Origin of the sequence: Microbacterium sp. BR1, assembly GCF_002812725.1 — a bacterium.
Taxonomy (GTDB): Bacteria; Actinomycetota; Actinomycetes; order Actinomycetales; family Microbacteriaceae; genus Microbacterium.
On sequence record NZ_NMUN01000002.1, the window covers coordinates 306340 to 319658 of the forward strand.

The window sequence follows — 13319 nt, forward strand, 5'->3', positions numbered from 1 at the left end:
GGGCCGCGCACGTCCCGGATCGCGCGCGGCGTCCGGATAGCGCAGCGAGGGGTGCTGATGCCAAACTGAGCGCGTCACGCGCCATGGGCGTGCCCGGAGAGGAACGCAGGATGGCGATCACCGACGATACGACGCGCACACCGCGAGCCGGAGCGCGCGGTATCGCGCAGCGCCACCCCCTCGCCTGCTATCTTCTCGTCGCCTTCGGATTCTCGTGGCTCATCGAGGTGCCGGTGGCGCTTTCAGCGCAGGGATTCATCGCGCCGTTTCCCGCGCCCGTCGTCGCGATCGCGATCATCGCCGCCACGTTCGGTCCCATGCTCGGGGCATTCGTCGTCACGGCGTTGATCGAGGGCGCCCCAGGCGTCGCCGGGCTGTTGCGACGGTTCGTCCGATGGCGGGTCGGCGTGGTGTGGTACGCATTCGTTCTCCTCGGAATCCCGCTCATCGTGCTGCTCGGTGCCGTGCTCGTCCCCGGCGCGTTGCCCTGGTTCGACCCCGCGGCCTTCGTCGCGCTGGCCGCCTATCCGATGGCGTTCGTTCTGACGTTCTTCCTCGGCGGTCCACTCGGGGAGGAGCCCGGTTGGCGAGGCTTCGCGCTGCCGCGCCTGCAGCAGCGGCACGGCCCGCTGTGGGGGAGCCTCATCCTGGGCGCGGTGTGGGCGGCGTGGCACCTCCCGCTGTTCTGGAGCGGTGTATGGACTCCTCCCACCGTCGCCAACATCGTGATGTTCGGTGCGATGATCATCGCGCTCACCGTCATCATGACCTGGGTCTTCAACCACGTCGGCGGCAGCCTGCTGATCATGATTCTGATGCACGCATCGTTCAACACCTTCGCGAACCGGGTTGCCGCTCCGCTCTTCCCCGCGCCGATCTTCAACGAATACGGACTCCTTCCCGTGCTCATCGGATTCGGACTCACGGCGATCGTGCTCGTCGCGGTCACGCGTGGACAACTCGGTGCGGGCGCGCGGCACTCGCCGACGTGACCGTGATCGGTGAGATCTACGGGTATTCGGGAGACTTCACATACGAGGTGAGGCGTGGCGAGATACCTGGCTAGCGATCCGCGGACCGTCGCCATCTCGTAACCATCAAACGGGCCTGGTGCCTCTGGAGATGGCTACCGTTGGAGAATCGGGCACGGAGGCCCGGGATGAGGATGGATGCCATGTTCAACCGTCGGCTCGTGTGGACGCCCCTGCTTCTCGGGGCCCTTCTCTTGTCGGCCTGCGCTCCCGCCGCATCGGATTCGACAGCCGATCAGGGATCCGCCGAGCAATCGGCGTCCGGGGAGGCCCCCGCGTCGACCGCGCCGGACACTGCCGAGGAATCGGATGCCCCGGCTCCATCGACGGCGGGCGCCTACGAGGACTACGAAGACGGGGTCATCGAGCAGACGGAGGGCGCGAAGGTCCTCTTCTTCCACGCCCCGTGGTGCCCGCAGTGCCGCAAACTCGACGATCAGCTGCGAGCGGAGGGTGCACCCGACGGGCTCACCGTCTTCAAGGTCGACTACGACTCGCGCTCGGACCTGCGCCAGAAGTACGGCGTGACGTTGCAGACGACCGTCGTCTTCGTCGACGACGAGGGTGAACTCCTCTCGAGCACCGTGCTCTACGACGATCCGTCCATCGAGTCACTCGTCGCCGCGGCGCCGTAGCCGGATGTCCCGGTCGAAGGCGGAACGGTGACTGCGACCCTGGGCCTCGCATTCGTGGCTGGGATCCTCACGGTTGCGGCTCCCTGCGTGTTGCCGCTCCTCCCGGTCGTGGTGGGTGGCGCGGTGGTGCGCGGCGGTGATGATGAGCGCCGCGCGCGCTGGCGTCCGTTCCTCATCGTCGGTTCGCTCGTCGTCAGCATCGTCCTGTTCACCCTTCTGCTGAAGGCAACCACTGCTCTGTTGGGTGTACCACCCCAGGTCTGGCAGGTGATCTCGGGCGGAATCATCCTTCTGCTCGGCATCGACATGATCTTTCCGGTGCTCTGGGATCGACTGTCGACGCGGATGCGGCTGCAATCCCGCAGTGGCGACATGCTGGATCGGTCGATGCGACGGCGGGGCGCGGGCGGCGACATCCTGACGGGCGCGGCTCTCGGGCCGGTCTTCTCGAGTTGCAGCCCCACCTATGCGCTGATCGTTGCGGCCGTGCTGCCGGTGTCGTTCGCGGAGGGTGTTGTGTACATCGTCGCGTACGCGATCGGACTGGCCGGGATGCTTCTGCTCATCGCCCTGCTCGGTCGGGGGCTCGTGCGGCGCCTCGGCTGGCTCGCCAACCCGAACGGATGGTTCCGCCGCATCATCGGCATCCTGTTCGTCCTCGTGGGAGTGGCCGTGATCATCGGCTTCGACAAGCAGCTTCAGACGTGGATCCTCGATGCGGGCCTCTACGACCCGATCGCGCGCCTGGAAGAGATCCTCGGCGTCGGTTGACGGCCGGCCGCGCGTTCTCGTCGGCTCTCGGCGCATCCTCGGATCGTGTTGGGCTCTAGGGTTGCGGTGTGCCCACCAACGATCCGCTGCCCGATCGCCCCGCCCCCGACAACCCCTCGGGCAAGCTCGTTCTCCTTCGCCACGGCGAGACGGAGTGGTCGAAGCTCGGCAGGCATACGGGTCTGACGGATATTCCGCTCACCGCACACGGCGAAGATCTCGCTCGCGGGGCGGGGGAGCTGGTCGCCGACTACGACTTCTCGCTCATCCTGACGTCGCCGCTGGAGCGCGCGCGACGCACCGCGGAGCTGGCCGGGCTGAAGGCTGAGGTCGATCCGCTTCTCGTCGAATGGGACTACGGCGGATACGAGGGTCGCACGACGCGCGACATCCGTGCCGAGCTCGGCTACGACTGGAGCGCCTTCACCCACGGGGTCGTCCGCGGTCAGACCCCCGGCGAGACGGTCGAAGAGGTCGCGGGGCGCGCGTCTCGCGTGCTCACGCGGGTGCTGCCCGCGATGGTCGAGGGGGATGTCGCGCTGGTCGCGCACGGCCACTTCTTGCGGATCCTGACGGCGGTGTATCTGCGGATGGCCCCCCGTTTCGGTGCTCAGATCACGCTGGATGCCGGGTCGGTGTCGGTGCTGAGCTACTACCGCGAGCAGCCCGCGATCCTGTCCTGGAACTACGGGCTGGCGCTGCCGATGGTGCCGTCTGAATCCTGATTCCGGGTCGCGGCTCTACGGGCAGACGCGGACGCTGCTCCCGCCGAACGCGACGATGTCACCGATCTGCAGCTGGCGTCCGCGTCGGCGTTCGACTTCGCCGTTCACGCTCACGAAGCCGTCGATGATGGCCTCTTTCACGTTCCCGCCGGAGTCGAGCAGCCCCGCGAACTTCATGAACGGGCCGAGGCGAATCATCTCACTGCCGATCGGGATGTCTTCGATCGGAGCCGGATTCGTCATGCCGGAATGCTAGCCGACGCCGTGCGGTGAGGGCTGCCTCTGGCGTCCCCCCGGAGACGCGACGGCGGGAGTCGAACTCAGGCGGGCGGTTTTGGCCGCGTCGCGAGATTCGGGGAAAACCGCGTCATTATGCGGAATTTTCGCTTGCCTCGGCGGGGCTGAAACCGGTTCGATCGGGGTGAATCTCGATCAAGTGTGGGCAAAATGTGGGCAAACCGTCACCGATGTCCTGATAGATCACAGTCCCGAGACATCACAGCCGTGGCGAAGACGTGGACGGCGTCTCCGCTGAGGGATCCCTATCCGGGCGATGCACGCTGAGGGCACGGCGGCGTGCGTCTTCGATCGCTGTTCGTGCAGGGCGCGGAAGCGGTCCATTGCTGTCGCGGCGGTGCCCTCGGTTACGCTCGTGCCCGTGACGAAACAGCTGGCCGCGACGATCTGCTGGGCGGCGGCATCAGTGTGCGGCGCGGTCTACCTTGTTGTGCTGCCGTTCCAGGACTGGGCGAAGAACGGCTTCTCGTTCATCCCTTACCCGTGGACGTGGTGGCTGATCGCCGGCGCCGTCATCTTCTTCGTGGCATGGGTAGTCCTGTCCTGGAAGCCCAAGCCCGCCTCGGCGCCGACTCCGGCTCCGCGCTCCGGTGTCCGTAGCTCAGTCCCGGGGCGCCACGTCTACGGGCGGCTCGCTGTCGAGAAGAAGATTGGGACTGATGCGCTCCACGTGAAGTGGGCGGACAACGGCGTCATCGTGGGATACCTCGTCCCCTCCACCAACCGAGGCGGCTGGCAAGTGCTGGATCACGAGGAGAATGAGCTCACGTGGGCCGGGAGCCCGGAGGAGGGCGCAGCGTACCTCGAGCGCCACGCCCCATAGGGAGACGAGCGGTCGAAGATAGGGGAATGATCTTGCTGGATGGATCGCTGGAATTCCAGCTCCCCCACCTGTGCGATGAACGCAGGGGTCGGTTATAGCGATATCCAGACCGGTGGGAAAATCACCGTGCACACCTCGAAGAGCTCCCTGAATGGCCCCGCCCAACCTATTCCCACACGAGCGTAGGAAGTGGCGCGCGTAGCGACCGACAGAAACCACAACTGCGGCGAGTCTGAAGAGCAATCCCGTCGGACGAGACAAGAGAGGAACGGCTCGCGTGGGGATGCCCTTCGACCACTACATCAGCCGGGCGCACATGCGCCAATGGGCCACGAACCATCGGGTCAGCATGCTGCAGCGCGGTAGGAAACCCAAAGTGATCGAGGTGGGCAAAAAGGTTGCCGCCGAACAAGGGCTCAACGACCCGGCGCTCGAGGCGGCCTATGGGAAAGTGGAGGACGCCTTCAGTCGGGCGCTGCGACGACTGCTCGACTTCTCGAGCGCTCCGACAGACGACGAGTGGCGCGCCGTCCGGGAGTACACCGTACTCATGCACGACCGGTACCCCGCGCTTCGCGGCTCAGCAGTTGACGAGCATGGTGTCTACGGCGGGAACGCCATAATGGCGCCAAACCCTGCCAACTGGGGCAACGCGGACGGCGCAACCGCGCCCCTGGCGCAACTCGCAACGTTAATGGACCGTGAGCAACTCAAGGACGCGCGGCGGCAGCTCTTGTCGGTCAACGCGCAGCTGTTGCCTCGCATCACACAGGTCTTCCGCGTCGGGCCGATGTTGCTCGGCGATGCCGGCGTCCACGCGCTCACGCTGCGCCCCGATGCGGACACAGAGCGGACGTATGTCGCGATGCCGTTGTCGCCGGACGCGATGGTCGTTTTCGGCAACCAGAATGCCGACGACGATGAGGTGCGCGACATTGGGCGCCTCCTCACAACGAAAGTTGCGATGGAGTCGACCGTGGTCATCGACACCCCGGAAGCCCCCGTCATCACCAGCTTCGTTACAGAGATGTGGTCGCACCAGCCGGAGCCCACCGGCGCCGGACTGCCCAAAACAGTTCGCGTCTTCAATCGAATCGATGACATCTCCGCCAGCTGATCAGTATCGGCGGAGGTCGACGGGACGGGCACAACGCGTATCCGTGAGACCTACAAATCGGCCCGAGCCGGGCGTCCGGTCCTCAATTCTGACTCTCGACCTTGAACCTGGCCTGCTGCTCCGCCTGGGTCGCACGGATCCCTCAGCGGGCGGGATGAGTTGGTGCCGCGACTCATGGCGATGTGTCCGATCGCCTCGACTGATCGGGTCCCAAACCTTCTGACTCGACGGTGATGGTCAAGGGGTTGGGGCCTCTTTGCACCGGCGCAGCGGTGAGCAGGGCCTTAACTTTCGCGCCTTAAGGTCGGAGCATGACCGACGATCACGATGCAGCCGATCACGATGCAACCCGCAAGCAATTCGAGGCGTTGTTGTCCCTGCACAAGTACTTCCTCAACGCGGACTTCCAGCGCGACGTGTTCATGAAGCGGGTCACGCGTGAACGGTCGCCAGGTGAAGTTGACTTCGTCACCGCGCTGGACGACCAAATCGCCATGAGCTTTTGGTACGCGACCGTTTACATCGTGATCGAAGGCTGGCGAAAAGCTGGGCTCGCCGACTCGGACGTCGACTTGCTGCTCAGCGACGACCGCGTCGATCGCCTTCGCCGCTTTCGCAATCAGGTCTTTCACTACCAGCGCGAGTATGACAATCCCAGACTGCTTGAGTTCCTCGGGACCGGCGATGACGATGCCCAGGCCGCGACGCAATGGATTCGACGCATACACATAGCTCTCGGGAGATCCATCCGACAGGCGCTGCAGGAGATGCTGGACGAGCAACGCGCAGGAGCATGATCGGCGACCATGATCGCCAGGAGTAAGAGCAGGCGTTAACCCTTGGGGTGCGTGTGCGGCAGGTGCTTCGCCCAAGACCGTGCGCAGTTAGAGCCACCCTCGAAGGCTGCCCATGAACAGGGCGCCTCCGAGAGAACTCCGGGATTGATGATCTGTCGGCGAAAGGGGGTCGATGCGGCGGGAATCGTAGCTTCGCTACAGGTATTGAGACAGGTCGTCGGACCGCCGAGCCATCTGGGCTGAAGGCTCTCTAGGATTGCGCTGAAGCGCTGGGCACGCCGACCGGTAACGCCGTCTGACCCTGGGGTATGCGATGACATTGAACTCGATCTGGCATTACACGGACGGTCGCGGGCTGGAGGGGATCGTCACGCACGACAAGCTCCGAGCAACGTCGTTTCGGCATCTCAACGACTCCAGAGAAGCTGACTATGCGACCGGCCTACTGAAAGCCGCAGCCGAGAAGCGCCGTGACTCCGTTCCAGCCCCTTATCAGGCGCGCTTCGATGAGCTCATGGAGTACGCCGAACGGCGAGGACTTGACCTCTTCCTTCTCTGTGCGGCCCGAAAGCCGGACTTACTGACTGTTTGGCGAGGCTATGGCGGCAGGGTCTCATACGCCATCGAGCTGGACGCCACTGTTGACCTTCTCCCCGTTGAGCGAAGCAAGGAGAAAACCCACCCGCACCCTCCAGCCGGACACGAGATCGAGCGCGACGAAGACGGCTACATCGTTCAGGACCCTGACCAGCTGCACATCGAAGCGGTCCCGTGGCGGAAAGTTCGTTACGACACGGCCGGTGTGGATCAGCGGGTGGACAGGATCGCCAAGCTGGCGGAGAAGCCCAAGCACGCGCTCACCGACATGTTCCTGCCATGGCACGAACTCGCTGACATCAAGATGCTCGAGCTGAAACACCCTGCCTTCAAAGATGAGCGGGAAGCGAGGATGATCCTCGAAGTGGCTCCCCGCTGGAAGTTCGTTTACCACTACGAAGGACGATTCGGGGTCACGCCATTCATTGAACTCTCCGCCCTCAATGGTGAGAATCAGCGGTACGCGAACGACAGATACCTCACGAAGGCTGGCCCGCTTCCCATCCGCTCCGTGACGATTGGACCTACGCCGCTCGGTGATGAGGTCATCGATGCGACACGGGAATTCCTAGGTGCGCGGGTCAGAATCGGGTGGCGTGGCGCGCGGCGTTGACTCTGGCATCGCGCGCTGACGGTCGCGAACGGGAACGGGCGGGCCGTTGCGGTGTGAGAGCGTGCGGGATCGCACGGCGAGGGGCTCGTGGCGACTGTCGGTGCGTGCTGTGACGCCCAGGGACCCCTGGGGAGGCCTATGCGGGCGCCAGCCCGGCGGCTGTAGCGACGCGGAGCTTGCGGAGGTTGTGGCAGATCGTGTGGAGTAGCCATTCGCCTTGGGCGCCGGCGAGTCCGCGTAGCCGGAGCTGTCCGGCGTTTTGCCGGGTCTTCATCTGCCCGAACGCGGGTTCAACGATGGCTTTGCGGCGCGCGTAGTCGGTGCGGCCCTGCTCGGTGCGCAGCGCGTGCGCCATCCGCTCCCGCCGGCTCGCGTCCTCTGGGGCCGGGTCCGGGGCGCCGGCGGTAGGGAAGCTCTCGCCGTGACGTTGCCGTCCCGTCGCGATCAACACCTGTGCGTCCAGATCGTCGGCGGCTTCGAGGTTGGCTTCCGAGCAGTAGCCCGCGTCAGCGAGGACGACCTCTGGGGAACGCTCGATTCCTGCCGCGTCGAGGTTCCGTAGGGTCTGCTCGGCCATCGGGACGAACTGCTGGATATCGGTGGCCTGCTGGGTGACCTCGGCGCTCAACACGATCTGGTGGCCCTCATCGACAACGGCCTGCGCGTTGAACGCGTAATCGAAGCCGCGGACCGTCTTCATCATCCGCGCCTCAGGATCGGTGAAATTGCGTTGCGCTTTCGGCTTCGGCGCCGCCGTGTCCACCGCAGTCGCGACGGCCGCGTCGGCCTGCTCAGGGGGCTGACCGGCGGCGTCGGCCTTCTTCCGCGCCACGGCTGCCGCCTTCTCGGCGGCGTCGGCCTCGATCGCGTCCTTCGCGGCACGTAGTTTTGCCAGGCGCCCCTCACGGCGGGCCAGCTCCGGGGCGACCTCGTCCCCGCGCCGGTCCTGGCCGAACTGCTGATCCTCGGCCTCATCGACCGCCTCCGCCTCGGCGAGCAGCGCAGCGACCTCGGCTTGGAGCTGATCGATCTTCGGCACGATCCGGTCATAGCTCATCGCCTTATGCCGCGACGCGTTCGCAGCCAGCTTCGTGCCATCCAGCGCGACCCGCCCCAACCGCACCAGCCCCGCCTCCGCGCAGACCCGCAGCACCTGCAGGAACAACCCCGGCAGGGCATCCAGGTGACGCCGACGAAACCGGGCCAGCGACCGGTAGTCGGGCGCCTGGTTGCCCGACAGCCACCGGAAGGCGATATCGCGCTTGCAGCGCCGCTCCAACTCACGAGACGAGGTCACGCCCGTCGCGTACGCGAACAGCAGCAGCTTCAACATCATCCGCGGGTCATACGGAGGCGCACCCGAGGCGGACGCGTACGACGCGTAGACCGGCGTCAGATCCAAGAGCTCTTCGACGACCTCGGAGATGAACCGGGCCTCATCATCCTCGTCCAGCCAGTCATCCAGACTCGGCGGGAGCAGGAAACACTGCCCCTGGTCATACCCACGGAACGTCTTGCCCGCACCCGCCGGTGCAGCCGATCCCGGCGCCCGCGCCTCACCCGGCTCGACCTCGAACAGACCCTCCAGGCTGGCAGTCACCGTCATGAATCGATTCTCCCAGCACCCCGCGCTATCCACCGGATTCACCCCGGCGCGTTAACGGAAGGATCTGACCCACGCACCTAGGGTTTTGGGCCATGCAACGGGGCCGGGTGGATCTGGTCTTATTGCAAGCGCCCCACCTGGACAGCCGCGGCGGTCGCGCTGCTGGCCCTGGCCGCGCTCTGGTTCATCAATCGCAACCTGTGGGCCTTGGCGGTGTTGCCGCTGCTCCTGGTCGCCTCTCGCATTGATCTGTCCATGCCGCGCCTGCGCTGGGCTTTCTATGCCTATTACCCGCTGCACCTGGCTGCGCTCTGGTTGATCCGCATTCCCATGAGCAAGGCCGGATACCTATTCTTTTGATTGGAGTCTGTCCGATGCGTAAAGCGTTCTTCCTGGCCATTTCCTTGGCGTCCATGATCTTCGCGCAAGGCGCGCTGGCCGCCGACTACGGCACCGCCCATAGCACGCCTGTTTCCTCGATGGTGATGGTTTCCTTCCCGGACAGCAGCACCACGTTCCAGCCGCCGGCGGACGTGGCCGCCGTCCTTGCTGACGCCCGCGCCGCCTCGATGATCTATGTCAACGGCCGCACCAGTACGAACCGGCCCAGCGCCCGCGATGAAATCCTGGCATTGAAGCGTGCCTTGTCGGCGCGCAAGTACCTGGTGGATCGTGGCGTGTCGCCGCTCAAGATCATGGTGAATTTCGCGTCGGCCGCCGACTACGTGACCGAGAACATCACGCCCGAAGGGCGCTACCAGAACCAACGTGTTGAAATCGAATTGATCTACGTGCCCATGTTCTAGGCACGGGCCGTCCACTTTTTTCACTGATAAGGAGTTTGCTGCATGAAATCTATAAACCGCCTAGCTCTTGCTTTGCCGATCCTGGCCCTTGCCGGTTGCGCCGCGCTGGATCAGGTCGCCAAGGACATTCAAAAGGCCACGGCCCCGGTCATGGTGACGGATACGCTGCCGCAGATTTGCCAAGCGGCGAAGAACAACCAGGTGCAAGCCAATAGCACGTATGTCGGTAAGGGCCTGGCCATGACTGGCGAAGTCCGGTCAGTCAATGAAGGCTTCCAGCCTCACTATCGCGTGCTGTTGAAAGCTGGCCAAGTGTCGATTTGAATCGGCCTGACTTTCGTTCCGTTCTTCAAGCAAGGATGGAACACGATGAACAGGAAGTATTCGCCGGAGATGCGTGAGCGGGCGTTGCGGATGCTCGCGGAGACGCGGCCGTCGCACCCGACGATGATGAGCGCGGTTAGGCATGTGGCTGGGCTGCTGGGGATGAGCCCGGAGACGTTGCGACTGTGGCAGCGCCGGGCCGAGGTCGACGCCGGTGTCAAGCCCGGGCTGACGACGGACGCGGCGGTGGAGATCAAGCGGCTGCAGAAGGAGAACGCCGAACTGCGCAAGGCCAACGAGATCCTCAAGGCTGCGAGCGTGTTTTTCGCGAAGGAGCTCGACCGCCCCTGACCGAGATGGTCCGGTTCATCGATGAACACAGGGATCGTTTCGGGGTCGAGCTCATCTGCCGGGTCCTCAAACCGGCAGTCCAGGGCTTCCTCACCGCGCGCGGCTACCGCGCCGCTGTCAGCCGTGCGGCGTCAGCGAGGCAGCTGCGCGACGACCTGCTGGTGCCGGAGGTCGCTCGCCTACATGCGGAGAACTACGGCGTCTACGGACGCCGGAAGATGCACGCACTCATGCGGCGGCAAGGGTGGGAGATCGGTCGCGATCAGACCGAACGGCTCATGCGGCTCGCCGGGGTGGAGGGCGTGAAGCGGTCCAAGCGGATGTTCACGACGAAGTCCGACCCGGCAGCGGAGAAGCCGAAGGATCTCGTGCAACGCCGGTTCACTGCCCCCGGCCCGCGCCGCCTCTGGGTCGCTGACGTGACATACGTCGCAACATGGTCCGGGTTCGCGTATGTCGCGTTCGTCACCGATGTCTATTCGCGTCGCATCGTGGGCTGGAACGTCGCAGCCACGCTCAAGTCCGACATCCTGCCACTACGGGCGCTCGATATGGCCGCCTGGGACGCCGGCGGACGCCTCGACGGCCTGGTTCATCACGCCGATCACGGATCGAACTACCTCGCCGTGGTCTACACCGATCGGATCGAGGAACTCGGCGCGAAACCCTCCACCGGGACCGTCGGCGACTCGTTCGACAACGCCCTCGCGGAGGCGGTCAACGGTCTCTACAAGACCGAGCTGATCCGTCAGCGCGGCCCCTGGCGAACCGTCGAGCAGGTCGAGCTAGCAACCCTTGAGTACGTGTGGTGGTGGAACAATCAGCGCCTCCACGGCGAGCTCGACATGCGCACCCCGATCGAGGTCGAAGACGCGTACTACGCTGACCTGGAATCAGCCAATCCGGCACCTGCTGGACAAGGCTCCCGATAGGAACGAAAGTCAGGCCGATTCAATTCACGCCGGCACCGACAACAAGGCCAACGTCACCGCGTTGACAGTCGGCAAGACGGCCCGCGCCTCCGGTGTCATTACGGACGTGTCCTATGACTTCAACGGCTGCGCAATCTCTTTGAAAGACGCGACGTTCTAGCCCAGCAAGGAAACGGCCGCCGATCATGGACATTAAGCGAAAGAATCATCCGCTTAACATTTCTGCGATATTGGACGTACTAGCCCCGCTGGCATGGGTAGCATTGGTATCACTTGTTGCTCTAGCTGGCAGGGCAGTCGGCAATGACTGGATGTTGTTCGGCGGCCTGTGGTTTGCCTTAGCTGTTGCGGCTGGCTTATGGGCTTCCAGACAACCCTGGATTGTGAGAACGGGAAATCCGATAGAACGCCGTATCGGAATCGGTCTTTCCGTCGCCCTGATTCCTGTTTTGACCTATGCCATAGCTCTGCTGTCTGGCATTGCGCTAGAACGAGTTTCAAGCGAGCGATACGCTGCCGCCCGCAGCGCCTTTGTGGCCGACGCGGACGGCTTCCCCTTCCTTAAAAAGTTTGCGCTTGAACATTACGGTGTGCATGTCGTGCTTTCATCCGCTGTGTCTGGTTGGAACACGAACACCGTTGCACTACCACACTCGATCCCGGCGCTTATGTACGTAGGGCCTGGCTACTGTGATCTGGTCTTGAATCCGGCGAATGTCCTAAAAGGCTTCACCGGCTCCGATCCCACCCCTTGGATTAAAGGGGTTATGGTGCATGAACTTGCGCACTGTCTGGACGTTTCCCGCGATATGCCCAGCTTTACAGGCCGCGATATCGGCACCCGCTCTATCGCTCCTGGTGCGGCTGTTAGCGCGGTGACTCTGGAACAGCACCTAGAGGCCGCGTCACGGCTTCCATCGCAAGTATGGCGTGAAGCCTTGGCAGATAGCTTTACTGTCGGCTTTTGGCGAATGACCGAACCCAGCGCCGACCAACTTATTACCGATCTCCTTGAAAAGCGTTCCAGCGGTGATGCCGCGCACTACACAAGCTGCTGGATCGAACAGGCAATGCAAACCCCCCTGCCCCGCTCGATGCCGGCATTATTGCCTTGGGCCGATACCATCCGCGCGTCATCAACCTGTACGCTTTGACGCCACGGCTTTGTGCAATGCCCACACTCTTTTGACCTGACTTTCGCTGCACCTGGCCAGTTTCGCCGTTTCCGCGATGCTATGCCCAGCAGTGCGCAGCGCAATGATCCGATCATGCGCCAGTGTGTCGGCCTTACGGCCGGTGTAGCGGCCGGCCTGCTTGGCCAGCTCCACGCCTTGCCGCTGACGCTCGCGCCGATCCTCGTAGTCATCGCGTGCGATCTGCAACGCCAGCTTCAAAAGCATGTCCTGGACGGATTCCAGAACAACCTTGGCCACGCCCTTCGCCTCGGCGGCCAGCTCCGTCAAATCCACCACACCAGGCACGGCTAGCCTGGCGCCCTTGGCCCGGATCGAGGCCACCAGGCGTTCGGCCTCGGCCAGCGGCAAGCGGCTGATTCGGTCGATCTTCTCCGCAACCACGACTTCACCAGGTTGCAGGTCGGCAATCAGGCGCAGCAGCTCGGCGCGATCGGCGCGTGCGCCGCTGGCTTTCTCGCGGTAGATGCCGGCGACGTAAAAGCCGGCCGCCTTCGTGCTCTCCACGATGGCATCCTGCCGGCTTAGGTCTTGTTCCTCCGTGCTCACGCGCAGGTAGATGCGTGCGACTTTCATGCGGGCCTCCTGGTCATTTTGGGTATAGGGAAAATGACCATTGTTTCACGCCTAGCCAAAAAGGGAAGGTTCCCGGTTCAAATGTCGTTTTCAGAAGACGGCTGCACTGAACGTCAGAAGCCGAC

At 64.0% G+C, this 13319-nt stretch carries 16 protein-coding genes; 13 read left to right on the forward strand and 3 right to left on the reverse strand.

Features of this window, described 5'->3' with window-relative positions; translation table 11 throughout:
- The first annotated feature begins 110 nt into the window (after positions 1-110).
- From CGU35_RS02125 to CGU35_RS02140, 4 genes are all read left to right on the forward strand, one after another.
- Positions 111-992 carry a CPBP family intramembrane glutamic endopeptidase gene (locus tag CGU35_RS02125; RefSeq protein ID WP_157813870.1) on the forward strand — a complete coding sequence of 294 codons (882 nt, stop codon included), beginning with the start codon at positions 111-113 and terminating at the stop codon, positions 990-992.
- Between the two features lie 182 nt (positions 993-1174).
- Entirely contained in the window at positions 1175-1666 is a 492-nt protein-coding gene (locus CGU35_RS02130; protein ID WP_157813871.1) for a thioredoxin family protein, read from the forward strand.
- 27 nt (positions 1667-1693) lie between these two features.
- Entirely contained in the window at positions 1694-2437 is a 744-nt protein-coding gene (locus CGU35_RS02135; protein WP_100809976.1) for a cytochrome c biogenesis CcdA family protein, read from the forward strand.
- A gap of 68 nt (positions 2438-2505) precedes the next feature.
- On the forward strand, positions 2506-3162 hold the full coding sequence (locus CGU35_RS02140) for a histidine phosphatase family protein (RefSeq protein ID WP_100809977.1): 657 nt from the start codon (positions 2506-2508) through the stop codon (positions 3160-3162).
- 15 nt (positions 3163-3177) lie between these two features.
- On the opposite strand, the gene CGU35_RS02145 is transcribed toward CGU35_RS02140, so the two are convergent.
- Positions 3178-3405, reverse strand: a complete 228-nt coding sequence (locus CGU35_RS02145) for an RNA-binding S4 domain-containing protein (protein ID WP_100809978.1) — start codon at positions 3403-3405, stop codon at positions 3178-3180.
- Positions 3406-3820: 415 nt separating this feature from the next.
- On the opposite strand from CGU35_RS02145, the gene CGU35_RS02150 reads away from it, so the two are divergent.
- From CGU35_RS02150 to CGU35_RS02165, 4 genes are all read left to right on the forward strand, one after another.
- A complete protein-coding gene (locus CGU35_RS02150; protein ID WP_146048096.1) occupies positions 3821-4282 on the forward strand; it encodes a hypothetical protein in 462 nt (153 codons plus the stop codon).
- Between the two features lie 283 nt (positions 4283-4565).
- Positions 4566-5399: a DUF4238 domain-containing protein gene (locus CGU35_RS02155; protein ID WP_100809980.1), complete on the forward strand. Its 834-nt coding sequence runs from the start codon at positions 4566-4568 to the stop codon at positions 5397-5399.
- Positions 5400-5710: 311 nt separating this feature from the next.
- Positions 5711-6196: a hypothetical protein gene (locus CGU35_RS02160; RefSeq protein ID WP_100809981.1), complete on the forward strand. Its 486-nt coding sequence runs from the start codon at positions 5711-5713 to the stop codon at positions 6194-6196.
- Between the two features lie 313 nt (positions 6197-6509).
- Complete coding sequence (locus CGU35_RS02165; protein ID WP_100809982.1) at positions 6510-7406, forward strand: hypothetical protein; 897 nt, start codon at positions 6510-6512, stop codon at positions 7404-7406.
- 136 nt (positions 7407-7542) lie between these two features.
- Here CGU35_RS02165 and CGU35_RS02170 read toward each other — a convergent pair whose 3' ends face one another.
- Complete coding sequence (locus CGU35_RS02170) at positions 7543-9012, reverse strand: IS1182 family transposase (RefSeq protein ID WP_036294992.1); 1470 nt, start codon at positions 9010-9012, stop codon at positions 7543-7545.
- A 111-nt stretch (positions 9013-9123) separates the two neighbouring features.
- Between CGU35_RS02170 and CGU35_RS02175 the strand changes: the two genes are divergently transcribed.
- The 5 genes from CGU35_RS02175 (at position 9124) to CGU35_RS02195 (ending at position 12579) form a co-directional block, all read left to right on the forward strand.
- Positions 9124-9372 (forward strand): TraX family protein, encoded by a 249-nt coding sequence (locus tag CGU35_RS02175; RefSeq protein ID WP_269800302.1) that lies wholly within the window; start codon positions 9124-9126, stop codon positions 9370-9372.
- Between the two features lie 14 nt (positions 9373-9386).
- Positions 9387-9818: an OmpA family protein gene (locus CGU35_RS02180; RefSeq protein ID WP_011600626.1), complete on the forward strand. Its 432-nt coding sequence runs from the start codon at positions 9387-9389 to the stop codon at positions 9816-9818.
- A gap of 42 nt (positions 9819-9860) precedes the next feature.
- Positions 9861-10142, forward strand: a complete 282-nt coding sequence (locus CGU35_RS02185) for a hypothetical protein (RefSeq protein ID WP_100809983.1) — start codon at positions 9861-9863, stop codon at positions 10140-10142.
- Positions 10143-10187: 45 nt separating this feature from the next.
- Positions 10188-11425 (forward strand): IS3 family transposase gene (locus tag CGU35_RS02190; RefSeq protein ID WP_100809984.1). Its coding sequence is split into 2 segments (ribosomal slippage): positions 10188-10473 and positions 10473-11425, totalling 1239 coding nucleotides; the frame shifts between segments, so codons are not numbered across the junction.
- A gap of 185 nt (positions 11426-11610) precedes the next feature.
- Positions 11611-12579 carry a hypothetical protein gene (locus CGU35_RS02195; RefSeq protein WP_011600628.1) on the forward strand — a complete coding sequence of 323 codons (969 nt, stop codon included), beginning with the start codon at positions 11611-11613 and terminating at the stop codon, positions 12577-12579.
- Here CGU35_RS02195 and CGU35_RS02200 read toward each other — a convergent pair.
- Positions 12562-13194 carry a recombinase family protein gene (locus CGU35_RS02200; protein WP_036299198.1) on the reverse strand — a complete coding sequence of 211 codons (633 nt, stop codon included), beginning with the start codon at positions 13192-13194 and terminating at the stop codon, positions 12562-12564. The genes CGU35_RS02195 and CGU35_RS02200 overlap by 18 nt on opposite strands.
- Between the last annotated feature and the right edge of the window lie 125 nt (positions 13195-13319).

What these genes read in the sequence shown, in the direction of transcription:
- CGU35_RS02125 (WP_157813870.1), top strand. Translation starts at nt 111, where the DNA reads ATGGCGATCACCGACGATACGACGCGCACACCGCGAGCCGGAGCGCGC.
- CGU35_RS02130 (WP_157813871.1), top strand. Translation starts at nt 1,175, where the DNA reads ATGTTCAACCGTCGGCTCGTGTGGACGCCCCTGCTTCTCGGGGCCCTT.
- CGU35_RS02145 (WP_100809978.1), bottom strand. Translation starts at nt 3,405, where the DNA reads ATGACGAATCCGGCTCCGATCGAAGACATCCCGATCGGCAGTGAGATG.
- CGU35_RS02155 (WP_100809980.1), top strand. Translation starts at nt 4,566, where the DNA reads ATGCCCTTCGACCACTACATCAGCCGGGCGCACATGCGCCAATGGGCC.
- CGU35_RS02160 (WP_100809981.1), top strand. Translation starts at nt 5,711, where the DNA reads ATGACCGACGATCACGATGCAGCCGATCACGATGCAACCCGCAAGCAA.
- CGU35_RS02165 (WP_100809982.1), top strand. Translation starts at nt 6,510, where the DNA reads ATGACATTGAACTCGATCTGGCATTACACGGACGGTCGCGGGCTGGAG.
- CGU35_RS02170 (WP_036294992.1), bottom strand. Translation starts at nt 9,012, where the DNA reads ATGACGGTGACTGCCAGCCTGGAGGGTCTGTTCGAGGTCGAGCCGGGT.
- CGU35_RS02180 (WP_011600626.1), top strand. Translation starts at nt 9,387, where the DNA reads ATGCGTAAAGCGTTCTTCCTGGCCATTTCCTTGGCGTCCATGATCTTC.
- CGU35_RS02185 (WP_100809983.1), top strand. Translation starts at nt 9,861, where the DNA reads ATGAAATCTATAAACCGCCTAGCTCTTGCTTTGCCGATCCTGGCCCTT.
- CGU35_RS02195 (WP_011600628.1), top strand. Translation starts at nt 11,611, where the DNA reads ATGGACATTAAGCGAAAGAATCATCCGCTTAACATTTCTGCGATATTG.
- CGU35_RS02200 (WP_036299198.1), bottom strand. Translation starts at nt 13,194, where the DNA reads ATGAAAGTCGCACGCATCTACCTGCGCGTGAGCACGGAGGAACAAGAC.